This is a genomic window from Mesorhizobium sp. LSHC412B00 (genome assembly GCF_000503035.1).
Taxonomy (GTDB): Bacteria; Pseudomonadota; Alphaproteobacteria; order Rhizobiales; family Rhizobiaceae; genus Mesorhizobium.
Map to the genome: position 1 here is coordinate 24,755 of NZ_AYWB01000021.1, position 25,180 is coordinate 49,934.

Consider the following 25,180-nt stretch of genomic DNA (forward strand, 5'->3'; position numbering starts at 1 on the left):
ATGGCCACAAGCTCGAACGACAATGCTGCCCTTCTCGACATTGCCGGGGTCTCGAAAGCCTTTGGTTCGGTCGAGGTGCTTCGCTCGGTCAGCCTCAAGGTGGACAGGGGCGAGGTGGTCACCGTCATCGGCCCTTCCGGCAGCGGCAAAACCACCCTGCTGCGCTGCGTCAACTTTCTCGAAAGCTACGACTCAGGTTCGATCCGCATCGACGGCAAGGAGGTCGGTTTTCGTGAGGCCGGCGCGCGCCAGCGGCGCAGCGAGCGCGACCTTGCCAATATGCGCGCCGAAACCGGCATGGTGTTCCAGAGCTTCAACCTGTTTCCGCACCTCACCGCCGCCGGCAACATCATGCTCGGCCTCACCAAGGTGCGCGGCAAGAGCAAGGCCGAGGCGCGCCAGATCGCCGAGCATTGGCTGAGCCGCGTCGGCCTCGCCCACAAGGCCGACAGCCTGCCGGCGGAACTCTCCGGGGGCCAGCAGCAGCGCGTCGGCATAGCGCGGGCAGTCGCCATGGAGCCAAAGATCCTGCTGCTCGACGAGATCACCTCCGCGCTCGATCCCGAATTGGTCGGCGAGGTGCTGGCCGTTGTGCGCAGCCTGGCCGAAGACGGCATGACAATGGTGATGGTCACGCACGAGATGGCCTTTGCCCGCGACGCTTCGAGCCGCATTGTCTTCATGGCCGATGGCGGTGTCAGCGCTGTTGGCCCGCCGAAGGAGATCCTTGCCGAAGAGACCACCAATGAGCGCCTGCGCTCTTTCCTGGCGCGGTTCCGCGCCTCGCATTTCTGACATGGGCGGCCCGAAGCAATTCCAGGAAAAGTGTAAGCGGTTTTCCCGGGAAAAGCGCGAAGCGCTTTCCCTTGGGAATTGCGTAAAACAACAGGCCGGCCCAAGGAGAATTCTTCCATGACGCCTTACATCCGGCTCGCCGAGCTCGGCCTGACGCTGCCCGAGCCGCCGACGCCGATCGCCAATTTCGTCACCCATGCGGAAAGCGGCCGGCTGATCTTTCTTTCGGGTCAAGGGCCGCTGCGCGCCGACGGCACGCTGTGCACCGGCAAGGTCGGCGAGGACGTCACCGTCGAGCAGGCCTATGAGCATGCCCGCCTCACCGGCCTCAACCTGCTCGCCGTCATGCACGCCGCCGCCGGCGATCTCGGCCGCATCGTGCGCGTCGTCAAATTGCTCGGCTTCGTCAATGCGACGCCGACCTTCAGCGACCACCCGAAAGTGGTCAATGGCTGCTCGGACCTGTTCGCCAGCGTCTTCGACAAGATCGGCGGCCATGCACGCTCGGCGATCGGGGTCGGCTCGCTGCCTGGAAACATCACCGTCGAAATCGAAGCGGTCGTCGAGATCGCCGCCTGACCGTCAAGGGATTGCTGAACATGAAAACCTATTCCGACACCGGCTCCAACACCACGATCCGTGAACGGCTGGGACTGAGGCCGATCATCAACGTCTCCGGCACGATGACGACCCTCGGCGCCTCGATCATCGTTCCCGAGGCGATCAGCGCCATGGCCGAGATCGCCTCGCAATGGGTGGAGATGGACGATCTGCAGCGCGCCGCAAGCGTGATCACCGCCCGCCTCACCGGCGGCGAGGCCGGCTTCATCACCGCCTGCTGCGCCTCAGGCATCACAATGGCGATCGCCGGGGCGATGACCGGCACCAATTTGCTGGCGATCGAACGGCTGCCCGACGACACCGAAGGCCTGAAGTCCGAAGTCGTCATCCAGCTTGGCCATATCGTCAATTACGGCGCGCCGATCGACCAGTCGATCCGCGTCGCCGGCGCCAAGGTCATTCCAGCCGGTACCGTCAGCGTCACCCAGGACTATCACCTGCGCGAAGCGATCAATGAGCGCACGGCGGCAGCACTCTATGTCGTCGCGCACCACACCGTGCAGTACGGCATGCTTTCCCTCGAGGAATTCTGCGAAATCTGCCACGCCAGGGGCGTGCCGGTGATCGTCGACGCGGCTTCCGAATATGACCTGCGCAGCTTCCTGGCGCGCGGCGCCGACATCGTCGTCTACAGCGGCCACAAATTCCTTTCGGGGCCAACCAGCGGCATCGTTACGGGACGCAAGGATCTTGTCCGCGCCGCCTATCTGCAGAACCGCGGCGTCGCCCGCGCCATGAAGGTCGGCAAGGAAAGCATCGCCGGCACCATGGCGGCGCTCGAAGCCTGGGAAAAGCGCGACCATGCCGGCATCCGCCGACGCGAGGAAGCGGCGCTCCATCTGTGGAGGGATTCGCTGCAGGGAATACCCGGCATCGTCGCAAACATCATTCCCGACCCGACCGCCAATCCGCTCGACCGGCTGCAGATCTTCGTCTCCCCCGAAAGCCGCTTCAGTGCCGCCGGCCTCGCCTCGGCATTGGCGGCCGGATCGCCGCCCATCATCGTGCGCAACCACGAAGTCGAGCGTGGCCATTTCTTCCTCGACCCGTGCAACCTGCACCCAGGCGAGGCCGAGATCGTCGCCGAACGCCTCCGCGCCGTGCTCACCGCGGCCGACAGGCCGGCGGATGCGATGAGACAGCCGCGAAAGGATTCATCCGGCGCCCTGCGCTGGCCGGACTAGGCTGCGGCGGCCGCCATCCTTGCGGGCCAGCCCGAATTCCGCTAAGGCGCGCCTTTACCGCCGGGAGCATGCGCTTGACCGACCACCGCGCCGACGTCGCCATCATCATGGGCAGCCAGTCCGACTGGGCGACGATGCGCCACGCCGCCGAAACGCTGGAGGCGCTGGGCATTCCGCACAAGCGGCTGATCGTCTCCGCCCACCGCACCCCGGACCGCCTCTATGATTTCGCCAAAGGCGCCAAGGCGGCCGGCTACAAGGTGATCATCGCCGGCGCCGGCGGCGCCGCCCACCTGCCCGGCATGACGGCGGCGATGACGCCGCTGCCGGTGTTCGGCGTGCCGGTCGAATCGAAGGCGCTGTCCGGCCAGGATTCGCTGCTCTCCATCGTCCAGATGCCGGCCGGCATTCCGGTCGGCACGCTTGCCATCGGCAAGGCGGGTGCGGCCAACGCGGCCCTTCTGGCGGCCGCCGTGCTGGCGCTGCACGACGAAAAACTTGCCGCCCGCCTGGATGCCTGGCGCACCGCCCAAACCGCCAGGGTCGCCACCGAACCGACGGACGCGCCGTGAGCCTGCCCGCCGGATCGAGCATCGGCATCATCGGCGGCGGCCAGCTCGGCCGCATGCTGGCTGTTGCCGCAGCGCGCCTCGGCTACCGCACAATTATCCTCGAACCGCAGGCCGATTGCCCGGCGGCTCAGGTCGCCAACCGCCAGATCACCGCCGCCTATGACGATGCGGACGCCCTTGCCGAACTGGCGGCAGTCAGCGCCGTCGTCACCTACGAATTCGAGAATGTGCCGGTAGCGGCTGCCGGCGCGCTCGCCGCCAAGGTCCCGGTCTATCCGCCGCCCAGGGCGCTGGAAGTCGCCCAGGACCGGGTGGCGGAGAAGCTATTCCTGAACGGCATCGGCATCAGGACAGCGGATTTCCGCTCCGTCGACAATGACGACGAGCTGACGGCGGCGCTGAGAGAGTTCGGTGGCAGCGGCATCTTGAAAACCCGCCGCATGGGCTATGACGGCAAGGGCCAGCGCGTCTTCCGCAACATGGAGACGGGCGGCTTTGCCGGCACATGCGAGACCATGGGCAATGTGCCGCTGATCCTCGAATCCTTCGTCGCTTTCGAGCGCGAAATCTCGGTCATCGCCGCGCGCGGGTTGGACGGCGCGGTCGCCGCCTACGATCCGGCTGAGAACGTCCACCGCGACGGCATCCTGCATACCTCGACCCTGCCGGCCCAGATCAGGCTGGAGACGGCGGCGACGGCACAGGGGTCGGCAGCGAAAATCCTGGCGGCCCTCGACTATGTCGGCGTCATCGGCGTCGAGTTCTTCGTTCTTGCCGATGGCACGCTGCTGGCCAACGAAATGGCGCCGCGCGTGCACAATTCCGGCCACTGGACGGAAGCCGCCTGCATCGTTTCGCAATTCGAGCAGCATATCCGCGCCATTGCCGGCCTGCCGCTGGGCAACCCTGGCCGGCATTCAAACTGCATCATGGAAAACCTGATCGGCGACGATGTGCTGCGCGTACCCGCTTTGCTCGCCGAGCCCGATCTGATGCTGCATCTCTACGGCAAGGCGGAAGCGCGCCCAGGCCGCAAGATGGGCCATTTCACGCGCATCAGCCGCCGTAGCTAAGCCATTCCGGCACTTTGCGCGAGGGCGTGGATCGAGCCCTATTGCAGCTCGTCGTTCAGATCCCCGTCCTCGTCGGGGCTGGCGCAACTCGCATCGCCTTCCCTACAATTGGCGCCCGCGGTGAGCTGTTTGATGCGCTGGTCAGTCAGTTCGGTCAGGCATTGTGAAACCTCCATCGGATGGATGGAGCCGCCCTCGCTGTCTGTCGTCGTATAGGCGCATTCGGCGTCGCGGAAGGCGATCCAGGCGCGTTGCGCGACCTGCAGCAGCTTCCTGCTCTTGTCGTCGTTGCGACCGACGAGATCCTTGTAGGCCTGGTTGAGCTTGGCATCGGCCGCCTGATAGTCCTCGCCGGCGCAGATGTTCATCATCTGCTGGCTGTCGTCGTTGCGGTCGCATTCCTGCGCCTGCGCGGTGGATGCCGCTGCCACAACGGCAAGGCAGGCGGACACAAACAACAGGCGCATGGAGGTCTCCAAATCGGCTTGCGGGTGCCGCACCATTCCAGCCCGTCTTCGGCTGCGCAATGGCGTGGAGCCGAGATGGCGGATATTTGATGGCCAAAGCCATTCTCGGCCTCTATCCAGCACGCTTGCGGTTGACACGGGCAAGGCTCCTCGTTTATGAGCCACCGCAAGTTCAAGGCGCGCTTTTCAGGCGCGCCTTAATAATTCGGCCCGGATAGGGCCCAGACTGACGGGCAAGACCATGAAGATCAAGAATTCGCTCAAGGCGCTGAAGGCGCGTCACCGCGACAACCAGCTGGTTCGCCGCAAGGGCCGCGTCTACATCATCAACAAGACCGCTCCACGCTACAAGGCGCGCCAGGGCTGAGTGTTCGGCCGGAGGCTCGTTGTCTCCGTCCATACGATGGTAATTGCCTGGTTCCAGGCACTTTCACGCTAATTTCAGTTTGACGATCCGCCGTCCGGGGTTAGATTCCGGTGATGCGGATTCTTTTTGCATTTTTGGCGACCCTGTTTCTTTTCGGCGTCGCTCCGGCGTCGGCGGACGATCCGCCGGCAAAGCCGCCGGTTGCCCTGACCAGGGAAGCCAGGCTCGACCAACTGTTTGCCGAGCTGAAGCGCGAGCGCAACGAAAAGGCGGCCGAGCGCATCGCCGGGCGCATCTGGGGCGAATGGTTCCAGTCCGGCAGCGCCTCGATCGACCTGATGATGCAATGGTCGCAAAAGGCGATGGACGACCAGAAGTTCGACGTCGCCCTCGACTTCCTCGACCAGGTCGTCATCCTGCAGCCAAAATATGCCGAAGGCTGGAACCGGCGCGCCACCGTGCACTACATGATGAAGAATTTCGGGAAATCGATGTCCGACATCGACCAGACGCTGCAGCTGGAACCGCGCCATTTCGGCGCGCTTTCCGGCCTGGCCCAGATCATGGCCGCCACCGGCCACAAGCAATCGGCGCTCGAAGCCTGGCAGAAGGTGCTTACCATCTATCCGATGATGCGCAGCGCCCAGGACCAGGTCGCGGCAATTTCGGAAGAGCTTGCCGGCGAAGGAATTTGATTAGGCAGTAGGAATTAGGGATTAGCGAGTAGTCAGTAGAGAAGATTGGTCGAGACGCCACCTCCCTACTCCCTACTCCCTACTCCCTACTCCCTACTCCCTACTCCCTACTCACTACTCCCTACTCACTACTCCCTGCTCCCTAGAACTTATCCCTCTCCACCGCCGTATCTCCGCGCATGAACCTCATCTACGCCGCCTGTGCCTTCCTCCTCGCGCTCGTCTTTGCCCTGGCCGGTGTCACCCGCGCCGGCGCGTGGCTGATCGAGTGGCGCAACCCGCCGGCCGGCGAATTTGCCGACATCGACGGCACCCGCATCCACTATGTCCACGTGCCGGCTCCGCAAAATGCAGAGCTGCCGGCCATCGTCTTCATCCACGGCGCCAGCGCCAACCTCAGGGATCAGATGCTGCCGATCAGGCCTTTGCTCGAAGGCCGCGCGGAGATGGTCTTCCTCGACCGGCCGGGCTTTGGCTGGTCGGCACGCGGCCCCGGCAATGAGAGCCCGTCGGCGCAGGCCGACACCATCGCCAGGCTGATGGACCGTCTCGGCATTCACAATGCGATCATGGTCGGCCATTCCTTTGGCGGCGTGATCACCGCCGCCTTTGGCCGCGAACACCCGGAGAAGACGCTCGGGCTGGTCTTTCTGTCGCCGGTCAGCCACCCCTGGCCGGGCGGCGCGACCGCCTGGTACTACAAGCTGACCGCCACCCCCATCATCGGCTGGCTGTTCTCGGAGACATTGACCTATCCGGCAGGCACGCTGCAGATGGACAGCGCCACGGCCTGCGTGTTTTCTCCCAACAAGGTGCCGGAAGGCTATGTCGGCAATGCCTCGATTCCGCTGGTGCTGCGTCCCGGCGCTTTCCGCGCCAACGCCATCGATGTCGCCGGCCTCTACGACTATACGCTGAAGGCCGCGCCGCATTACCGCGACATCACAGCGCCGACGATTGTCATCTCGGGCGACCGCGACAAGGTGGTCTATGCCTCGATCCATTCGGTCGGCCTGGTCAGGGACATCCCCGGCGCCGAACTGATCTGGGTCCACAATCTCGGCCACAAGCCGGATTGGATCGCCTCCGACCTCGTCGTCGGCGCGATCAAGAAAGTCGCCGGCAAGGTCGTCGACCTGCAGGCAATGGCAAAAACCGTGGAAGCACGCATCGCCGGCGACGCCTACAATGAGGGGCGATGCCCCGACATCACCGTGCCCGACGCGGAACTGGCCCCGACCTGATCGCAATGTATGTCCTGAAACACGGCATCAAAGAAACCCGGAGAAGCGATGGGCGTTGCCGGACCGCATCTTCTTCGGCTATGGCGCGTGCGCCATTCTTGCTGGCGCCTTTCTCGAGCATGCTCCTCTGGAAGGATTTTACGGCGAACGGATCATTCCCGGCGAGGGCTTTTCCGGGAACCATATTTACGCGACCAACGGCGTGATCGCGTTCGACTATCACGGCTATTCCGCCCGCGAGCAGCTTTTGGAACACCACGAGAGGGGCTGGGCGTCGCGCAATCCCGGGTGGCACTGCACGATCGCCACGGTCGATTTCGATCTGCTCGACACAGTCGAACTCAACCGGCGAAAGATGCTGGGTCCGGACCAGTACCTGCACGACCCCGTTCCACGGGCACGCCGCTTCCTTCAGCGTATCGATCACGCCGAAGGTGCGGCAAGAGCGCTGCGGACTGTGACGAGGTCTCAGCCTATGTTGCGGGTGGCCTGCACGTCCGATCCGACATAGGCGATGCGCAGCATGTTGGTCGAACCCGGCGTCCTCAGCGGCACGCCCGCCGTGATGATGACGCGGTCGCCCGGCTGACCGAACCCCTCTTCGAAAGCGATGCGGCAGGCGCGGTCGACCATGTCGTCGAGGTCGCTGGCGTCGGGCGAGACGACGCAATGCGTGCCCCACAAGAGCGACAGCCGCCGCGCCGTGTTGAGGATCGGCGACAGCGCGATGATCGGCACTTGCGGCCGCTCGCGCGCGGCGCGCAGGCCGGTGGTGCCCGACGCCGTATAGGTGATGATCGCCGACAGTTTCAGCGTCTCGGCAATCTCGCGGGCGGCGAGCGAAATGGCGTCGGCGCCGGTTGCTTCCGGTTCCGAGCGCTGCGCGTTGATGATCCCGGCATAGGTCGGGTCGGTTTCGACCTTGGTGGCGATGCGGTTCATCATCGCCACCGCCTCGACCGGATAGGCGCCGGCAGCGGATTCGGCTGAAAGCATGATGGCGTCGGCGCCCTCGAACACGGCGATCGACACGTCGGAGACCTCGGCGCGGGTCGGCACCGGCGCGGTGATCATCGATTCCAGCATTTGCGTGGCGACCACCACCGGCTTGCCGGCGCGGCGCGCGGCGCGCGTGATCTGCTTCTGGATGCCGGGCACGGCTTCCAGCGGCATTTCCACACCGAGATCGCCGCGGGCGACCATCAGCGCGTCGGAGAGTTCGATGATTTCGGCCAGCCGGGCGACCGCCTGCGGCTTTTCGATCTTGGCCATGATCAGCGCCCGGCCGCGCGCGATCTTGCGGGCTTCCGCCAAATCCTCCGGCCGCTGCACGAACGACAGCGCCACCCAGTCGACGCTTTCCGCCAGCACCGCATCGAGGTCCTTGCGGTCTTTTTCGGTCAGCGCACCGACCGGCAGGTCGGTGTCGGGCAGGCTGACGCCTTTCTTGTCGGAAATGGTGGTGCCGGCAACGACCGCGCAGGTGATCGACTTGCCGTCGCTCTTCACCGCCCTGAGCTCCAGCTTGCCGTCATCGATCAACAGACGGTGGCCGGCCTCGACCGAACTCAGGATTTCGGGATGCGGCAGGTAGACGCGGGTCGACGTGCCGGGCTCGGGATTGTTGTCGAGGGTGAAGGTCTGGCCCGGCGTCAGCACCTCCTTGCCGTTGGCGAACTTGCCGACGCGCAGCTTTGGTCCCTGCAAATCGGCCAGGATGCCGATCGGACGGCCGACCTTTTCCTCGACCGCGCGGATGCGGCCGACCAGCGTGCGCATCAGTTCGTGATCGGTGTGGCTCATATTGATGCGGAAGACATCGGCGCCGGCTTCGAACAGCTTCTGGAGCATCTCCTCGGACGAGGAGGCAGGACCGATGGTGGCGAGGATCTTGACCTTGCGGCTACGTCTCATTGACTGTTTGTTCCCGGGGCGGCTGGAGCGCCTCCCGTTGTGGACTCATCGGTCAGCTGGACCATCCAGCTTGCCTGCTCGCCCGTGTCATATTCCTGGAATCCGGCGCGCTGGAAGCCCCGGGCGACGCAATCGGTAACGCCTGCGATCTTGAATTCTTTTTCGGCCACGCACATGTTGATCGGGCCATCCCAGCGCCCGCCGCGCTCGGCGTCTTCTGCATAAAGATAGTAAAACCTTGATGACAGCGGACCTTCGATCAGCGTCTTGCAGCTCGATCCTTCGATGTGCCACCACCCCTCGGTGATCCAGCCTGCCTTGGCGCGGTAGCCGATGCCGACGCCGACCAGGTTCTGCGTGGCGTTGCAGACGCGGAAATCGGCGCGGGCAGGCGAGGCCGCGACCAGCGCGGTGAGCCCTAGCGTCAGGGTCAGCAGCGGCACGGCAAAGGCGGTGCGCGCACGCGGCCTGCCGGCGGAACCCATCCCGAAACCCCTCAATAACGTCATCTGCATCTCTCAACGCCCCTTTTCGGAAAAGTCCGGGCGCATGTCAACGCGCCGTTCTGTCCAATTCCAATCGATTTAGAAAGGCCCCCGACACGCGATACGCCGCGCGTCACGGGATTTTCGCAGAAACCGTGGCCAAACAACGGCATTGCGCAACCGTCCTCTTCGTGGGAATGACGATACCACCCTCCCCGGAAGCCAGCGAACAGACCTTTCCAGCCAATGACCCGATCCACAGTTTTCGCGCCTTTCGATATCGTCGAAGGTGACCGCAAGCGAGGCATCGTGCTTGTCGCCGACCATGCCCGCCGCGACCTGCCGGAGGAGTATGGCAGTCTAGGCCTGCCGGCGGCGGAACTCGATCGCCATATCGCCTACGACATCGGTGTCGAGACGGTGACGCGCGAACTGGCCGCGGCGCTCGACGTGCCGGCGGTGATCGCCAATTTTTCGCGGCTGCTGATCGATCCCAATCGCGGCGAGGACGACCCGACGCTGATCCGCCAGCTCTATGACGGCACCGTCGTGCCGGGAAACTATCCCATGGCACCGGCCGAACGCGAAAGGCGGCTCGACGGCTTCTACCGGCCTTATCAGGACGCGGTCGGCGCCATGATCGCGTCGGTGGCGCACGCCTCAGGCAAAGCGCCGTTCATCTTCTCCGTACACTCCTTCACCCCTGTCATGCAGGGCTTCATCCGCCCTTGGCATGTCGGCATATTGTGGGACCTCGACGACCGCGTGGCGCGGCCGCTGATCGACATGCTGGCGCAGGATAAAAACCTCGTCGTCGGCGACAACGAACCCTATGACGGCGCGTTGCGCGGCGACACCATGTTCAAGCACGCCATCGTCAACGGCTTTGCCCATGCGCTGATCGAGATCCGCCAGGACCTGATATCAGACAGCAAGGGGGCGCTGGCCTGGGCGCAACGGCTGGCGCCGATCGTTGACGCCATCGACCGCCGTCCCGATATACATCAGGTGAAGATGTTCGGCTCGCGCACCGGGCCGCTGTGAGGACCCAAGGCAATGACCGAACTCAGCGATGACCAGAAACGCGATTTCGAGGCCGCGGCCTTCCGCCGGCTGGTCGAGCATCTGCGCGAGCGCAGCGATGTGCAAAACATCGACCTGATGAACCTCGCCGGCTTCTGCCGCAACTGCCTGTCGAACTGGTACCGCGAAGCGGCCGAGGCCGAGGGTGTCGATCTCGGCAAGGACCAGTCGCGCGAAATCGTCTACGGCATGCCTTATGCGCAATGGCAGGCGCTGAACCAGACCGAGGCTCCGGACGCCAAGAAAGCGGAGTTCGAGGCGAGACGGCCGAGGGATCATTGAAGTAGCGCGCGGTTCACAGGATTGACGTCGGAGGGACAGCGCCCCCCTCTGTCCTGCCGGACATCTCCCCCACTTGGGGGGAGATCAGCCGTCACGCAGACTCTAGCCAATCGCCAACGGTGCAAGAATAAGCGAGGCGCCGAAGCCGCCAATCTCCCCACTTGTGGGGAGATGTCCGGCAGGACAGAGGGGGGCGCGAAGGATCTCTGCCAAACGGTTTTCCCCTAGATGTGGCCCACAAGCTTTCGCAGCCAAGCGCTTGACGAGAAATTGAATCGATCTAATTTGCCGCGCAAAGCCATTCCTTGACCGGATTCGAACCATGGACGCGCAAAACACCATGCAGAGCGCCCTTCGCGGGCGATGGGCTGTAGCAAGCATCTTCCTTGCCAACGGATTCCTGACCGGCAGCTGGGCGCCGCAGATTCCGGTGTTCCTGACCCGGCTCGACATCTCGAAATTCACCCTCGGTCTGCTGATCCTTCTGTTCGGCGTCGGCGCGGTCGCGGCCATGAGCTGGTGCGGCCATCTGATCTCCAGGCATGGCTCGCGCACCGTGTTGCGCTGGTTCGGCCTGTGCGGCAGCCTCGGCCTGCTGATCGTGGCGCTGGCGCCCAACGTGCCGCTGGCGTCGATCGCCATGATCATCTTCGGCGGCTCGATCGGCGGCATGGATGTCGCCATGAACGCCAATGCCGTGGTGGTCGAGCGCCGGCTGTCCCGCGCCATCATGTCGTCCTCGCACGGCTTCTGGAGCCTCGGCGGTTTCGCCGGTGGCGGTCTGGGCGGTTACGCCATCCAGACTTACGGCCACCTCGCCCATGCGGCTGTGGTTACGGTCATTGCTTTTGCCGTCATCGCCGTGGCGGTCGGCTACCTCATCGCCGAGGACAAGCCGCAGGCCGCCGAGCATCATAAATTAACGCTGCCGGCCAACCCGCTGGTCTATCTTGTCGGGCTGATGGCGCTGCTGACGATGATTTCCGAGGGCGCCGTGCTCGACTGGGCAGCGCTTTATCTCCGGCAGGAGCTCGGCGCCGACCTCGCCATCGCCGGCCTTGCCTACGCCGCCTTCTCCGGCGTCATGGCTGTCATGCGCTTTTTCGGCGACGGCGTGCGCAACCGCTTCGGCGCGGTGGCCACGCTGCGCGGTTCGGCCATCGTGGCCGCCGCCGGCATGCTGGTCGCCGGCCTGTCGCCTTCGCCCTGGATCGCCATCGCGGCTTTTGCTCTCTGCGGCTTCGGCATCGCCAATATGGTGCCGATCATCTTCTCGGCCGGCGGCAACCAGGAAGGCATGTCGTCGGGCACCGGCATGAGCGTCGTCACCACCATGGGCTATTCCGGTATATTGGTGGCGCCGTCGGCGATCGGCTTCGTTGCCGAGCGTTCGAGCTTCGGCCCGATTTTCGTCGCCATGTCGGCGCTGCTGGTCGTCGTGCTGTTGATGGCTGGGCTCGCTCACCGCGCCGAATTCGCGGTCGCCCCCGCCGAATAGCGCTTCAGCTCCTCGTAGAGGAAATCCGCTACGCGGCGGATGCGCACACTGGTGCGCACGTCGCGATGCATGGCCAGCCACACCGGCAGGCTGGGCAGTGGCAGGCCGGGCAGCAGTTTCTCCAGCGACGGGTCGCTGTCCGCCAGCGGCTCCTGGCCAAGACCGACGCCGTTTCCCGCCCGCAGCGCTTCCCACAGAACGATCTGGTTGTCGGTCCTGAAGCGGAAACTGCTTCGGGTGACCGGGATGCCGGCCTGGGTAAAGCCCCGGATCATCTCGTCGCTGCGGTCGAAGCCGATCAGCGGATGGTCGAGAAGGTCGGCGGGCTTGAGCGGGCTTCCGTGCCTGTCGAGATAGGATTTCGCCGCGCAGCAGCAGAGCTTGATATCGCAGACCTTGCGCGCCGTCAGCTCGTTCTGCGCCGGCTTGACCATGCGGATGGCGATATCGGCATCCCTTCGCAGCAGGTTCTCGACCTGGTTCGAGGCGACGATCTCGACCTCGATGCCGGGCTCCTCGATGCCGAGCCGCGCCGTCATCTTCGGCAGCACATAGGCCGCCACCACCTCGCTGGCGGCAATGCGCACCGTGCCTTCGATCGCCTCGACCGAGCCCAATGCCAATAGTGAGAACGCGCTCGNCCTCGCTGGCGGCAATGCGCACCGTGCCTTCGATCGCCTCGACCGAGCCCAATGCCAATAGTGAGAACGCGCTCGCCTGCTCGCTCACCGCTCTGCCGCGTTCGAACAGCGTGGCGCCTGCTTCCGTCAGCGCATAGCCGCGCCGCCCGCGCCGGAACAAGGTGACGCCCAACGCCTGTTCGAGCTCACCGATGTGACGCCCGAGCGTCGGTTGGCTGGCCGACAGTTTGCGCGCCGCGGCCGACAGGCTGCCGGTCTCCGCCACGGTGACGAAACTCTTGATCAGGTTCCAGTCGATGTCTTCCATTCATTTATGAATAACAAATCTGCATCCATAGTCAATTTTCATTCGCGTATGAACGCATCATATTCGCCGTGCAAACACAGACACGGAGAAGAAAATGACCAAGATCGCAATTCTGGGCGCCAATGGCCGGCTCGGCCGCGTGGTTGGCAAGGCCTTCATCGACGCCGGTTTCGATGTCCGCGCCGTCACCCGCAGCGGCAAGGTCCCGGCCGAACTCAAGGGCGCCACCGCCGTCGCCGGCGATGCGCTCGACCGCGAGGCGCTGATCCGCGCCACGCAAGGGGTCGACATCATCTTCAACGGCCTCAACCCGATCTACACCGACTGGGGCAAGTGTCTGCCGATGGCGGAGAACGTCATGGCCGCCTGCCATGCCAATGGCGCGCTGCATTTTTTCCCCGGCACTGTCTACAATTACGGCTCGCCGATGCCTGAGGTGGTCACCGAAGACACGCCATTCCGTCCGACCACCGAGAAGGGCCGCATCCGCTGCGCCATGGAAGCGCTGTTTCGCCGCGAGGCCGATGCCAGCCGCGTCCGCACCATCATCCTGCGCGCCGGCGATTTCTTCGGCGGCACCGGCAGCGGATCATGGTTCGACCTCGTCGTCGCCGCCAAGATGAGCAAGGGCGTCTACACCGCGCCTGGCCCTGCCAACCTCGTGCACGAATGGGCCTATTTGCCGGACTTCGCCATCGGCTTCGTCGGCCTGGCGCGTAATCAGGGCAAGCTCGGCTTCTTTGAGGCGCTCAACTTCCCCGGCCACGCCGTCACCGACATGGACATCAAGGCCGCGGCCGAGAAGGCGCTGGGCCGTCCGCTGAAACTGACCTTCATGCCCTGGTGGGTGCTGCGCGCCGGCAGCCCGTTCGTGGCGATGTGGCGCGAGATCGTCTCGATGTCCTATCTGCGCTTCGAACCGCACCGGCTCGTGTCCGACCGGCTGGAAGGCATCATCGGCGAAGTCCCGCACACCCCGCTGGACGAGGCCGTGGCCGAGGCATTGAAGGACATCGGCATCAGCCTCGACAATGCAAAACACGCCGCTTAAATGCATGTCGCCCAGAAGTGTGCGCGGTTCTGGGACAACGACATGCATCAAAACAAAGACTTTAGACAAAAATCTCTCTCGCGGTGCTGGCCCAATCGCTGGAAATCAGCAACCGGATGGTCATTATGAGGAGACTGTTTATAACGGTCGGCGAGATCACCATCACCAAGGGGAGACGATGCGTTACATACGTCCGCTTTCAATCGAAGACGCCGTTGGCCTGCTGGCCGACGCTTCCGGCACATCAGCCATTCTCGCTGGAGGCAGTGACCTCCTCGTTCGGATGAAGGGCGGGTTTGTCGATCCCGACCTGATCGTCGACATCAAGGCGATCGGGGGCTTGAGCGAGATCAGGGAGACGGCCGACGGCTTCAGCATCGGCGCCACGGTCCCCTGCGCCGTCCTGGGCGAGAGCTCGGTTCTGAAGAAGGCCTGGCCCGGTGTCGTCGAAGCGTCGAAGCTGATCGGCTCGAAACAGGTCCAGGGCCGCTGCACCATCGTTGGCAATCTGTGCAACGCATCGCCGGCCGCCGACAGCGTCCCGGCCTTGGTGGCCGCCGCCGCAAAGGCCGTGGTTGCCGGTCCCTCGGGCAAGCGCACCATTCCGGTCGAGGCTGTGCCGATCGGGCCTGGCAAGACCTCGCTCACCAAGGGTGAGATCGTCGAGGCGATCCTGCTCGACAAGCGCGCGCCGCGTTCGGGCGACGCCTACCTCAGATTCATTCCGCGCACCGAGATGGACATCGCGGTGGTCAGCGCCGGCGTGAACCTGACGCTCGACGAGCATGGCGTCATAACAGCCGCCCGCGTCGCGCTGGGCGCCGCGGCCCCGACCGTGCTTCTGGTGGAAGAAGCAGCCGAGGCTCTCATCGGCAGGAAGCTGGATGAGGCGGCACTTGAGCGGCTCGCCAAGATCTGCGCTGGGGCCTGCCGCCCCATCGACGACAAGCGCGGCACCATCGAGTTCAGACGAAAAGTTGCGGGCGTGCTGGCCGGACGGGCCGCGACGACCGCCTACGCACGCGCAGGAGGCAAATGATGGCCGGTGTAGCAGTTTCAACGACAATCAACGGCGATCACGTCGAATACCTTTGCCAGCCCGACGAGACGTTGCTCGACGTCCTGCGCGATCGGCTCGGGCTGACCGGCGCCAAGGAAGGCTGCGGCACCGGTGACTGCGGCGCCTGCTCGATCATCCTCGACAACCGGCTCGTCTGCTCGTGCCTGGTGCTCGGCGCTGAAGCCGAAGGCCGGCATATCGAGACCGTCGAGGGCATGGCGCATGGCGATCAATTGCATCCGCTGCAGCAGAAATTCCTCGAGCATGCGGCCCTGCAATGCGGCATCTGCACGCCGGGCTTCCTCATCGCGGCCAAGGATCTTCTGGCCAAGAACCCCGATCCTACCGAGGAAGAAATCCGCTTCGGCCTCGCCGGCAACCTCTGCCGCTGCACCGGCTACGACAAGATCGTGCGCGCGGTCCAGGATGCGGCCAATGTGATGAAGGGAGCGCACGCATGAACTTCGATCCACGCTTTTCGGGCCGCAAATTCTCCTCCGTCGGCACGCGGCCCATCCGTCCCGACGGCGTCGACAAGGTGACGGGCCGCGCCCGTTACGGCGCCGACTTCAACATGGCGGGACAGCTGGTCGGGCGCATCCTGCGCAGCCCGCATGCGCATGCCAGGATCCTCAAGATCGACACTTCGAAAGCGGAAAAGCTGGCCGGCGTGAAAGCGGTGATCACCGCCGCCGACCTGCCCGATCTCACCGATGGCGATGCCGCCATGTACGACGTCCTCGACAATTGCATGGCGCGCGGCAAGGCGCTCTATGACGGCCACGCCGTGGCCGCGGTCGCCGCCGTCGATGCCCGCACGGCAAGGCAGGCGCTGAAGCTGATCGAGGTCGAGTACGAGCTGTTGCCGCATGTCACCGATGTCGACGAGGCGATGAAGCACAACGCCCCTCTCATCAACGATACCATCTTCACCGAAGGCCTCGACGAAAAGCCGGTAAAGCCGTCCAACGTCACCAAGCGCAGCCAGTTTGGCCATGGCGATGTCCATCAGGGCTTTGGCCACGCCGATGTCATCGTCGAGCGCTCCTTCAAGACCGAGCAGACGCACCAGGGCTATATCGAGCCGCATGCCTGCGTGGCGAGCGTCTCGTCCGACGGCACCGCCGACCTCTGGGTCTGCACGCAGGGCCATTTCGTCTACCGCCAGCATTGTGCGCAATTGCTCGGGCTGGAAGCCTCGAAGCTGCGCGTCACCTCGTCTGAAATCGGCGGCGGCTTCGGCGGCAAGACCCATGTCTGGGCCGAGCCGGTGGCGCTCGCTTTGTCGCGCAAGGCAGGCCGGCCGGTGAAGCTGGTGATGACCCGCGACGAGGTGTTCCGCGCCTCGGGTCCGACCAGCGCGACCTCGATCGACGTCAAGATCGGCGCCCGCAAGGATGGCACCATCACTGCCGCCGAAGCGACGCTGCGCTACACCAGCGGCCCCTATGCCGGCACCTGGGCCGAGATCGGCGCCATGACGGCGTTCGCCTGCTACAAGCTCGATAACGTCAAGACGGTCGGCTTCGAAGTGCTGGTCAACCGGCCGAAGACCGCGGCCTATCGCGCACCCTCCGCACCGATGGCGGCGTTCGCGGTGGAAAGTGCCGTCGACGAGCTGGCCAAGGAACTCGGCATGGATCCGGTCGAGTTCCGCATCAAGAACGCCGCGCAGGAAGGCACCAGGTCCTCCTATGGCCCGGTCTACGGCCCGATCGGCATCGGCCCGACGCTGGAGGCGGCCAAGCACCATCCGCACATGAAGGCCCCGCTGGGCAAGAACCAGGGCCGCGGCATGGCTTGCGGCTTCTGGTTCAATTTCGGTGGCCAGACCTGCGTGGACCTGAACATCGGCATGGACGGCTCGGTGTCGCTGGCTGTCGGCACGGTGGACGTAGGCGGTTCGCGCGCTTCGCTGTCGCTGGTGGCGGCGGAGGAGCTCGGCATCGACTATGCCCAGCTCAAGGCGGTGGTCGCCGACACGTCCTCGCTCGGCTACAACGACATGACCGACGGCAGCCGGGGCACCTTCTCGTCCTCGATGGCGACCATCTCGGCCGCCCGCAACGCGATCAAGATCCTGCGTGAGCGCGCCGCCCAGACGTGGGACATCCCCGTCGACGACGTGGTCTGGGAAAACGGCCACGCCATCGCCAAGGGCGAAAAATACGGCAATCTTGCAGCCCTGTCGCTGAAGGAGATCGCCGCCGCTTCCGGCAAGACCGGCGGGCCGATCGCCGGCCACAGCGAGCTCGTCGCCGACGGCGCCGGCGTCTCCTTCGCCACCCATATATGCGACATCGAGGTCGACCCCGATACCGGCTCGACCAGGGTGATCCGCTACACGGTGATCCAGGATGCCGGCAAGGCGGTGCACCCCACCTATGTCGAGGGCCAGTACCAGGGCGGCGCCGCGCAAGGCATCGGCTGGGCGCTCAACGAGGAGTATATCTACGGCAAGGACGGGCGCCTCCAGAATGCCGGCTTCCTCGACTATCGCATCCCGGTCTGCTCGGACCTGCCGATGATCGACACGCAGATCCTCGAGATCCCCAACCCCAACCACCCCTATGGCGTGCGCGGCGTCGGCGAAACCTCGATCGTGCCGCCGCTGGCGGCGATCGCCAACGCGGTCTCCAACGCCGCCGGCGTACGCATGACCCACATCCCGATGTCGCCGCCAAGGGTCCTCGCCGCGATCGAGGCGGAACGGGGGGGCTAGGGCAAAAATGAGGTTCTTGCCCTAATGGTCGAAGTGACGCTCTGGGGCGCGCTGAGCCAGCTCGCCGGCGGCCAGAGCAAGGTCGAGGTCGAGGCCAAGGACATCAGGGAGCTGTTCAGGAAACTGGCTGAACAGTATCCCGGCATCGAGCCCTGGATCGAGAAGGGCATCGCGGTGGCGATCGACGGGACGATTTATCGCGATACGTGGTCGAAGGAACTGCCGCCGGGGGCGGAGATTTTTCTGCTGCCGCGGCTGGCTGGGGGGTGAAGTGGGGTGTCGCCCTACGTCCCAGAGCGGACCGGCATCCTCGGTCTGCGAACTTCAAGTGCAATGTCGGTCCTCGCCTAGATGCCAGTTTTGCTGACCGCGTCTTATCGGCGGCGGGTTGGCCAACAATCCAGAGAACCTGATCCGCTGGATTACTATCGGCAAGGGACATCAGTCCGCACACGGCTCTGAAGTGACTCGAGCGGGTCACCGTTTGACGGACAACACCAGCCCCTTTCTGGAGAGGCCGGCTATCGTTGATCCAGGATCATCAAGCTAGGTTTGGCGCTGAGACGTATCGGAAATTCGTTCGCGCACGGCATGCTCGGTCTTGTCTGCTGTGGACTTCACGATCTCGCCGAGCTGATCGGCTATCGTGTCTGCTTCCATATCTTGCCGGCCAGCTTCCTGCTTGATGGTCTCATAGGCTTCGGCGGCGACCTGCTTGGCCTCATCGAGGCCCCTATTGAGCAAAGTTTCGGCGGAATCGCGAAGCTTGTCGCCATAGGCGCCTAGTTGCTCGTCCTCCGTTGCGGTATGGGGCAGCATTGCACCTATAGCGGCGCCGATGGCGAGACCGACGGCCGCTACGGCCAAGGGTTGGTCCTCCAACAGATCTTGCGCGGAGCGGCTGGCTTTCGCCGCCATGTCCCCCGTCGTCGAGCTTGCATTGGCAGCGCTTCCCGTCAGACCCGCCGCAGCGGCTCTTGCGGTGCTCGATATGGTGTCGCCGACGCTGGTAGCGCTCGAGGAGAGCGATTCCGCGGCGTCGGAGAGCGTGCCGCCCAAACCGCCGCGCTCCCCTGCTGCATCATGTCGTCCCGGCGCTGAAGGCAATGGATAGCCAGCCGAACGGTGGGCGGTGTTTGAGGCACCGCTGCCGAACATCAGCCAGGCCAGACCTGCGCCCACCATGGTGACCGGCAAAGGATTGTCTCGGACCTGCGTTCTGAGATTGCTGAGCATGGCCGCGCTCTCCCCTCCCGAGAACAGCCCGGTGAACTCATCCAGCAATTGTCCCGGCGTCATCTTGCCTCGAATGGATTCGGCGGTCTCCATCACCCGGGCGCGAGCCGCCTCGGCCTCGCGTTCAAGTTCGGCTGCGGATTTCTCGTTCATCTCACCTGCTCCTTAATCGCGCTCGCGTCGCGCTTGAGCTGTCCCTGGGTCCGGTCGGGGGTAAGTTCCGAAGGCGCCATGCTGGCCGTCCCCGTCCGCAGCAGGATGACGCCGAGGACCGCCACGACCACACCGACCAGCAGGGAAGACCACCCCGCGCCAAGCCCTGCCCGCGTCAGTGCGATAATGAGCGCCTGCAGCAACACCAAGAGCGCGGCGAGCAGGCAAATCGCGCCGCCCAGCACTTCCGCGGCACCTGCTCCGGCTTTGGTAAGCTTTTCAGAGAGCTCGGCCCGAAACAGCCTCGCCTCGGTTTGCACCAGAGTGGTGACATTCTGGGCCAAATCGGTGACTAGCCCGGCAAGGCTGGGATTGTCCTGGTTATTCATCTGTCCTGCTCCGCCATCTGCGTGGCCCCATCATCGCCGACCACGCCAAAATCTTGTGGACGATCAGCGGACCAACCCTGTGGCTGATCGGTGTGTGATTTGAGGCCTCCCGGAGCGGCCTCAGAATCGGGCCTTGCCGGCGGAGAAGCCTTGATGAACCGCCCGAGAGCCAATCCGGCCAACACCGATCCCGCAAGCAGGACACCGGGATTTTGCCGGCCGAAGGACTGCACGTCATCAAGGACTTGGCTAAAGGGCTTCTGTTTCAAGGACGATGAAAGCCGCTCAAGGCCACTGGCAGCATCCAAAGCGAATTTCGATGCGTTCCTTTCATCGTTGCTGGCAAGATGATCGCTGGCCGCTCGCAGTGCACCACCCAACGCCGCCAAGCTCGATCCGATGTCGCGCTGCGCCTCCTCCGCCTTGTCGGAGATGACCTGCGTGGCTTCAGATGCATAGTCGCCAGCCTTGCGGGTCACCTCGTCCCGCGCGTCGTGAAGCAACTCGCTGGCACGCTCATTTTCCTGGCGAAGTCTTTCGGAGACGTCGCTTTTCGCCTTGCCGAAATCGGTGGGCTGTCCGCCCTGATCGTTCTCATGCTGCATGAGGCCACCTAGTGAAAACCGAGGAAGGAGAGGACCGCGAGCACGACGACGATAAGGCCGATAAGATAGATTACACTGTTCATGTGCACGTCCTCCGTAGCTTTCCAACTTCGAGGAACCTGCGATGTTCCCTAAGTGCGAGCATTTATCTCAGCCGAAACGAAGAGCTTCGTCAGGCACGCACCCAGTCACCAGTGAGTTGCCCTGTCCCTCGTGCGGAGCGCCAGTTGCTCCCGTACGAACCGGTGCGCCCGACTCCGCGGGAACCGAGTGCCGGCTGCGTCCTGTATTGCAACCTTTTGCCTATTCGGCGGCCCCGCCTCGGCGTACCGGCGACCAGGGAGAACTCTCCCTTGCCATCCATCGACGGTCCATCGCTCCAACGGCCCCACGCTGGTTCGGCATCTTCGACGAAGCAATGATGAAGGCATAGGATACGGCTTGAGGCGTAAAGCGGCCGGTCATGCATGCCTGAACTGGGCTATTGGTGAACGCGTCTCCAAGGGCCAAGTCTCTACTTTGCAGAACGCCCTCCCTAAGCCCCCAGCGTCGGCTCCGTATTCACCTCCAGCGCCTGTTCCGCTTCATCCTCTTCACCCAGCACCTCGCCATGAACCCCCAGCGGCCGCCCGATCCAGATCGGATCGACCAGATGGTCGCGCTTGGGGTTGGTGGTGTTGGGGTGGATGAGGACGCTCAGGCCGCCATGGTTCAGCATCAGCCATGGGACCAGCGTGGCGAAGATCTCGGTGGCGAAGGAGACCTGGTACATGGCCTGCTCGTGCGGGCCGACTTGTTTGTCGTGCCAGGCGCCCAGGCGCACGCGGAAGCGTTCGCCGATGCGCAGGCGCAGCCATTCGGCGTGCTGCCGCTCGGCTTGCCCGTCATAGTAGATGTGGGCGTGATAGCTGGCGATCTCGGCGAGAGGCCTTGGTGGGCTGGCGGTGTTCATCTTGATGGCTCCCTCGGTGATTGTCGTGACGGCAGCGTATACGCAACGGAGCGGGGTGGCCAAGGGGGGACCCAGCGTGTGCTCGTCATCTCGATTTCGGGCCAATCGCATAGGGAGTTCCCCCACTCCGTCTCGGCTTCGCCGAGCCACCTCTACCCCCACATTCCTTGGGGGAGAGGAAATGCTAATCGCCGAGGCTGCGGCATTGAAAGACTTGGCATTTCCTCTCCCCATGGACATGGGGGAGAGGGTGGCCGCCCAGCGGCCGGAGTGGGGGCGGGCGCCGCCGTATGCCTATTGCCAGCACTTCATCGGGCGAGGAAACGCTGATCGCAGAGGTCTCTTGCCCCGATCAAATCCTGCCCATCAGCACCAGGATCAGCAGCACCACCAGCACAGCGCCGGCTATTCCGGACGGCCCATAACCCCAGGAGCGCGAATGCGGCCAGGCCGGTACGGCGCCGATCAGGATCAGGACTAGAACGATGATGAGGATGGTGCTGACGGTCATTAAGAGTCCCTCGCTTTGCTGGTCGGATACGAGGGCACAATGCAAAAGGCCGCCCGGTTGTTCCGGACGGCCTTTTGTCTGAACTGGTCGAATGCAGCTATTCCGCGGCTTTCGGGAAGGCGATTGCCGGTTCATCGAGCGGACCCGGCTTCGGCCCCGTGGACGCATCCCGTTTCTTGTCGCGGCCGAACAGCCGGCGGAAGAACGCATAGAAGCGGCTGTTCTTGCTGCGCGTGAAGATCATCAGCATGGATGGCGTCACCACCAGCGTCAGCAAGGTGGCAAAGGACAGGCCGAAGACGATCGCCGAGGACAGCGAAATCCACCATTGCGTCGACGGCGCGTTGATCGTCGTCTCGTGATGGAAGATTTCCAACCCGAGGCCGAAGGCGATCGGCAGCACGCCGAGGATGGCCGAGACAGCCGTCAGCACGACCGGGCGGGCACGCTCGCGGCAGGTCTGCAGCACCGCCTCCATCTTGTCCCAGCCCTCTTCGCGCAACCGGTCATAGGTGTCGATGAGAACGATGTTGTTGTTCACCACCACACCGGCCAGCGCGATGACGCCGATGCCCGACATGACGATGCCGAACGCTTCGCCTGTCAGCAGCAGCCCCAGGAACACACCGATCGTCGCCATGACCACGCAGGACAGCACCAGAAGCACGCTGGTGAACTTGTTGAACTGCATCAGCAGCACCAGGAAGATCAGGAAGATCGCCGCGCCGAAGGCCTTGCCGAGGAAGGCGCTGGCTTCGGCGCTGTCCTCGTTGGAGCCGGCCAGCTTCCAGCGTATGCCGCTGTCGAGCTTCATGTCGGTGACCGCCTTCGTCACTTCCGCCTGCACCGCCGCAACCTGGTTACCGGCGGCGACGTTGGCCTGGACGACCACGGTGCGGGCGCCGTCGATGCGGTTGAGGATGCCGACCGTCGGCTCCGGCTTGCGCACGACAAAGTTCGAGATCGGCACCGAGCCTTGCGCGGTCTGCACCCGGAGCTCGTCGAGCGTCGACAGCGTGCGCCGGTCTTCGGGCAGGCGCAGGCGGATATCGACGGCATCGTCGGCGCCGGCCGGCCGGTACTCGGACAGCTTCAGGCCATTGGTCACCAGTTGCACCACCGTGCCGACGGCGGTCGGGCTGATGCCGTACTGCGCCGCCTTGGCGCGGTCGACCTCGAGCGCCCAGTCGACGCCGGGCGGCGGCAGGCCGTCGGAAACGTCGATGACACCGGGCACCTTGGCGATGCGCGCCGCAACGGCGCGGGCCTGGTCGTCGAGCCCTTTGGGATCGATGGCCGAAAGCCGGAGCTGGACCGCCTTGCCCGTGGGAGGACCGGCCTCCGGCACGCGCACTTCGACATCGACGCCGGGAATGCCGGCCATGACAGTGCGCAGCTCGTCCAGGATGTGGTTGGCCGATTTGCGCTCGCGCCAGTCGATGAACTCATACTGGATGACGCCGACGACGTCCTCCGGCACATCCTGGCCGCCGCCCTGCGTCTTGCCGACGCGGGTGTAAACCGATTTCACGCCGGGCCAGCCGAGCAGCCGGTTTTCGGCGATCCTGGTTGCCGTATCCATTTCGGCCAGCGAGAGATTGCCGCGGGCATGCACATAGAGCAGGCCGTAATCGGGCTCGACGCTGGGGAAGAACTCGACGCCGGCGCCATATTTCGAATAGGCGAAGCCGACGCCGGTGAGCAGCACGGCGGTGAGCACCAGCACGGTGATGGGGAAGCGCACCGCCTGTTTGACCAGCGCCATGTACCAGCCGTCGCGATTGTGTTCCTCGTGATGCTCCGGCGCCTTGGCGAAGAGCGCGCCCAGCGTCGGCGCGAACACCAGCGCATAAAGCATCGAGGCCGACAGCGTGACGATCAGCGTGATCGGCATGTATTTCATGAAGTCGCCGATGATGCCGGGCCAGAACAGCAGCGGCGAAAACGCCGCGATGCGCGTCATCGTCGCGGCGATGACCGGACCGGCCATGCGCTTGGCGGCCAGCGTGAAGGCTTCCGCCTTCGGCATGCCTTCGCCCATGCGCCTTTCGGCGAATTCGGTGACGATGATGGCGTCGTCGACCAGCATGCCGACCGCCAGGATAAGGCTGAACAGCACGATCATGTTGATCGTGTAGCCCATCATCGCAAGCAGCAGGATGCCGATGAGGAAGGATGACGGAATGGCAAGCCCGATCAGCAGCGAGGCGCGTCCCGACAGTGCATAGAGGATGACGATGAACACCAGGATGACGGCGATCATCACGTGGTTCTGCAGGTCGCCCAGCAGCTGGTTGACGAAGACGGACTTGTCCTGCGTGTAGGTGATGTTCATGCCTTCCGGCATGGTCTTGACGTAGGCGTCGGACACTTCCCGCACCTTGGCCAGCGTGTCGATCAGATTGGCGCCGATGCGCTTCTTGACTTCAATGGCGATGGCCGGCTTGCCGTTGAGGCGGGTGATGGTCGTGGCATCGGCAAAGGTCGACCGGATCGTGGCGATGTCCTTGGCCTGGACGACGGCATTGGGTCCGGCAACCACCGGCAGCGACGCCACATCCTCTGGTGTTTCGATCAGCGACGGCACCTTGACCGCGTATTTGCCTTCCGAACCCTCGATATTGCCGGCGGCGACCAGGCTGTTGGAAGCGCCGACCGCGCCGATCAACTGGTCGAGCTGCAGGCCGTAGGAGGACAGCTTCATCGGGTCGATGACGACTTCGACAAGATCGTCGCGCGCGCCTTGTATGGTGCCCTCAAGAACGCCCGGTACTTCCTCGATGCGGTCGCGCAGTTCGCGCGCCGCCGCCGTAAGCACACGCTCGGGCACATCGCCGGACAGCGTGACGACCAGGACGGGAAACTCGGAAATGTTGACCTCGGTAACAACCGGTTCTTCTGCCGCTTGGGGCAGGTCAGCCTTCGCGTCCTGAACCTTCGAGCGTGTATCTGTCACCGCGGTGTCGACTTTTATAGACGGCAGAAACTCAAGAAAGACAAAGGCGCCGCCCTGATAGGCGGATGATTTCATCTCCTTTAACCCCTTAAGACTCTTAAGCTTTGCCTCCAGCGGCCTAAGCAGAAGTCTTTCAGCGTCTTCGGGCGCAATGCCTTGATAGGCGACATTTATATAAACATAAGGGGTAGGAACGTCGGGTTCCGCTTCCTTCGGTGTCGACTGATAGGCGACCCAGCCCGCCAGCAGCAGGAAGACCAGCACCGCAATGGTCAGCCGGGCATTGTTGATCGCGAGTTTGACGATATCCATGGCCT

The 25,180-nt window shown here is 64.1% G+C and carries 26 protein-coding genes and 2 pseudogenes; 17 read left to right on the forward strand and 11 right to left on the reverse strand.

Translation table 11 applies throughout. The annotated features are described in order from the left end of the window. The 5 genes from X757_RS139365 (at position 1) to X757_RS139345 (ending at position 4,245) form a co-directional block, all read left to right on the forward strand. Entirely contained in the window at positions 1 to 795 is a 795-nt protein-coding gene (locus X757_RS139365) for an amino acid ABC transporter ATP-binding protein (protein WP_023673108.1), read from the forward strand. Between the two features lie 117 nt (positions 796 to 912). After that, positions 913 to 1,374 (forward strand): RidA family protein, encoded by a 462-nt coding sequence (locus X757_RS139360; RefSeq protein ID WP_023673109.1) that lies wholly within the window; start codon positions 913 to 915, stop codon positions 1,372 to 1,374. A gap of 20 nt (positions 1,375 to 1,394) precedes the next feature. Beyond that, complete coding sequence (locus X757_RS139355) at positions 1,395 to 2,600, forward strand: aminotransferase class V-fold PLP-dependent enzyme (protein ID WP_031251618.1); 1,206 nt, start codon at positions 1,395 to 1,397, stop codon at positions 2,598 to 2,600. A 74-nt stretch (positions 2,601 to 2,674) separates the two neighbouring features. Beyond that, on the forward strand, positions 2,675 to 3,172 hold the full coding sequence (gene purE / locus X757_RS139350) for a 5-(carboxyamino)imidazole ribonucleotide mutase (RefSeq protein ID WP_023708578.1): 498 nt from the start codon (positions 2,675 to 2,677) through the stop codon (positions 3,170 to 3,172). Further along, positions 3,169 to 4,245, forward strand: a complete 1,077-nt coding sequence (locus tag X757_RS139345) for a 5-(carboxyamino)imidazole ribonucleotide synthase (RefSeq protein ID WP_023702776.1) — start codon at positions 3,169 to 3,171, stop codon at positions 4,243 to 4,245. The genes purE and X757_RS139345 overlap by 4 nt, the downstream gene beginning before the upstream one ends. 38 nt (positions 4,246 to 4,283) lie before the next feature. On the opposite strand, the gene X757_RS139340 is transcribed toward X757_RS139345, so the two are convergent. Then, a complete protein-coding gene (locus tag X757_RS139340; RefSeq protein ID WP_031251619.1) occupies positions 4,284 to 4,712 on the reverse strand; it encodes a lysozyme inhibitor LprI family protein in 429 nt (142 codons plus the stop codon). Positions 4,713 to 4,953: 241 nt separating this feature from the next. Here X757_RS139340 and ykgO point away from each other — a divergent pair, with 241 nt between their 5' ends. The 4 genes and pseudogenes from ykgO to X757_RS03865 all read left to right on the forward strand — a co-directional run bounded on the left by ykgO (position 4,954) and on the right by X757_RS03865 (position 7,529). Further along, positions 4,954 to 5,079: a type B 50S ribosomal protein L36 gene (gene ykgO, locus X757_RS139335; protein ID WP_006327841.1), complete on the forward strand. Its 126-nt coding sequence runs from the start codon at positions 4,954 to 4,956 to the stop codon at positions 5,077 to 5,079. Between the two features lie 113 nt (positions 5,080 to 5,192). Next, positions 5,193 to 5,774, forward strand: coding sequence for a hypothetical protein (locus X757_RS139330; RefSeq protein WP_023684032.1), 582 nt, complete (start codon positions 5,193 to 5,195; stop codon positions 5,772 to 5,774). A gap of 179 nt (positions 5,775 to 5,953) precedes the next feature. Next, positions 5,954 to 7,018: an alpha/beta fold hydrolase gene (locus X757_RS139325; protein ID WP_023673115.1), complete on the forward strand. Its 1,065-nt coding sequence runs from the start codon at positions 5,954 to 5,956 to the stop codon at positions 7,016 to 7,018. Between the two features lie 5 nt (positions 7,019 to 7,023). Then, positions 7,024 to 7,529 (forward strand): annotated as a pseudogene (locus X757_RS03865) (hypothetical protein). Here the strand turns inward: X757_RS03865 and pyk are convergent. Both pyk and X757_RS139315 read right to left on the reverse strand, forming a co-directional pair. Further along, entirely contained in the window at positions 7,487 to 8,932 is a 1,446-nt protein-coding gene (gene pyk / locus X757_RS139320) for a pyruvate kinase (protein WP_023690053.1), read from the reverse strand. The pseudogene X757_RS03865 and the gene pyk sit on opposite strands and share 43 nt — an antisense overlap. Continuing rightward, complete coding sequence (locus X757_RS139315; protein ID WP_023673118.1) at positions 8,929 to 9,417, reverse strand: DUF1036 domain-containing protein; 489 nt, start codon at positions 9,415 to 9,417, stop codon at positions 8,929 to 8,931. The genes pyk and X757_RS139315 overlap by 4 nt, the downstream gene beginning before the upstream one ends. Before the next feature lie 246 nt (positions 9,418 to 9,663). Between X757_RS139315 and X757_RS139310 the strand changes: the two genes are divergently transcribed. From X757_RS139310 to X757_RS139300, 3 genes are all read left to right on the forward strand, one after another. Then, complete coding sequence (locus tag X757_RS139310; protein ID WP_023706261.1) at positions 9,664 to 10,461, forward strand: N-formylglutamate amidohydrolase; 798 nt, start codon at positions 9,664 to 9,666, stop codon at positions 10,459 to 10,461. A gap of 12 nt (positions 10,462 to 10,473) precedes the next feature. After that, the gene (locus X757_RS139305; protein WP_023727604.1) at positions 10,474 to 10,782 is read left to right on the forward strand and encodes a DUF1244 domain-containing protein; all 309 of its coding nucleotides are present in this window, start codon (positions 10,474 to 10,476) and stop codon (positions 10,780 to 10,782) included. A gap of 322 nt (positions 10,783 to 11,104) precedes the next feature. After that, positions 11,105 to 12,280, forward strand: a complete 1,176-nt coding sequence (locus X757_RS139300) for an MFS transporter (RefSeq protein ID WP_023727605.1) — start codon at positions 11,105 to 11,107, stop codon at positions 12,278 to 12,280. On the opposite strand, the gene X757_RS01000000165355 is transcribed toward X757_RS139300, so the two are convergent. Together X757_RS01000000165355 and X757_RS1000000169810 are read right to left on the reverse strand one after the other, a co-directional pair. Beyond that, the gene (locus X757_RS01000000165355; protein ID WP_373432860.1) at positions 12,244 to 12,903 is read right to left on the reverse strand and encodes a LysR substrate-binding domain-containing protein; all 660 of its coding nucleotides are present in this window, start codon (positions 12,901 to 12,903) and stop codon (positions 12,244 to 12,246) included. The genes X757_RS139300 and X757_RS01000000165355 overlap by 37 nt on opposite strands. A 193-nt stretch (positions 12,904 to 13,096) precedes the next feature. Then, a pseudogene (locus tag X757_RS1000000169810) lies at positions 13,097 to 13,228 on the reverse strand (LysR family transcriptional regulator); the annotation flags it as partial. Between the two features lie 94 nt (positions 13,229 to 13,322). On the opposite strand from X757_RS1000000169810, the gene X757_RS139295 reads away from it, so the two are divergent. The 5 genes from X757_RS139295 (at position 13,323) to X757_RS139275 (ending at position 18,331) form a co-directional block, all read left to right on the forward strand. Further along, a complete protein-coding gene (locus tag X757_RS139295; protein ID WP_023727608.1) occupies positions 13,323 to 14,279 on the forward strand; it encodes an SDR family oxidoreductase in 957 nt (318 codons plus the stop codon). 178 nt (positions 14,280 to 14,457) lie between these two features. Next, positions 14,458 to 15,318 (forward strand): xanthine dehydrogenase family protein subunit M, encoded by an 861-nt coding sequence (locus tag X757_RS139290; RefSeq protein ID WP_023727609.1) that lies wholly within the window; start codon positions 14,458 to 14,460, stop codon positions 15,316 to 15,318. Beyond that, positions 15,318 to 15,800, forward strand: a complete 483-nt coding sequence (locus X757_RS139285) for a (2Fe-2S)-binding protein (RefSeq protein WP_023684040.1) — start codon at positions 15,318 to 15,320, stop codon at positions 15,798 to 15,800. The genes X757_RS139290 and X757_RS139285 overlap by 1 nt, the downstream gene beginning before the upstream one ends. Further along, positions 15,797 to 18,061 carry a xanthine dehydrogenase family protein molybdopterin-binding subunit gene (locus X757_RS139280; protein ID WP_023727610.1) on the forward strand — a complete coding sequence of 755 codons (2,265 nt, stop codon included), beginning with the start codon at positions 15,797 to 15,799 and terminating at the stop codon, positions 18,059 to 18,061. Before X757_RS139285 ends, X757_RS139280 begins: the two co-directional genes overlap by 4 nt. A 24-nt stretch (positions 18,062 to 18,085) precedes the next feature. Next, positions 18,086 to 18,331 (forward strand): MoaD/ThiS family protein, encoded by a 246-nt coding sequence (locus X757_RS139275; RefSeq protein WP_023727611.1) that lies wholly within the window; start codon positions 18,086 to 18,088, stop codon positions 18,329 to 18,331. Between the two features lie 276 nt (positions 18,332 to 18,607). Here the strand turns inward: X757_RS139275 and X757_RS139270 are convergent, their stop codons facing one another. The 6 genes from X757_RS139270 to X757_RS139250 form a co-directional block, all read right to left on the reverse strand. Continuing rightward, entirely contained in the window at positions 18,608 to 19,450 is an 843-nt protein-coding gene (locus tag X757_RS139270) for a DUF3618 domain-containing protein (RefSeq protein WP_023727612.1), read from the reverse strand. Continuing rightward, positions 19,447 to 19,839 (reverse strand): phage holin family protein, encoded by a 393-nt coding sequence (locus tag X757_RS139265; protein ID WP_023693628.1) that lies wholly within the window; start codon positions 19,837 to 19,839, stop codon positions 19,447 to 19,449. The genes X757_RS139270 and X757_RS139265 overlap by 4 nt, the downstream gene beginning before the upstream one ends. Further along, entirely contained in the window at positions 19,836 to 20,444 is a 609-nt protein-coding gene (locus X757_RS139260; protein ID WP_023727613.1) for a hypothetical protein, read from the reverse strand. The genes X757_RS139265 and X757_RS139260 overlap by 4 nt, the downstream gene beginning before the upstream one ends. Positions 20,445 to 20,979: 535 nt before the next feature. Further along, positions 20,980 to 21,396 (reverse strand): DOPA 4,5-dioxygenase family protein, encoded by a 417-nt coding sequence (locus X757_RS139255; protein ID WP_023727614.1) that lies wholly within the window; start codon positions 21,394 to 21,396, stop codon positions 20,980 to 20,982. Positions 21,397 to 21,748: 352 nt separating this feature from the next. After that, positions 21,749 to 21,907, reverse strand: a complete 159-nt coding sequence (locus tag X757_RS1000000167230) for a DUF3309 family protein (protein ID WP_023727615.1) — start codon at positions 21,905 to 21,907, stop codon at positions 21,749 to 21,751. A gap of 97 nt (positions 21,908 to 22,004) precedes the next feature. Continuing rightward, positions 22,005 to 25,175 carry an efflux RND transporter permease subunit gene (locus X757_RS139250; RefSeq protein ID WP_023727616.1) on the reverse strand — a complete coding sequence of 1,057 codons (3,171 nt, stop codon included), beginning with the start codon at positions 25,173 to 25,175 and terminating at the stop codon, positions 22,005 to 22,007. Positions 25,176 to 25,180 lie beyond the last annotated feature (5 nt).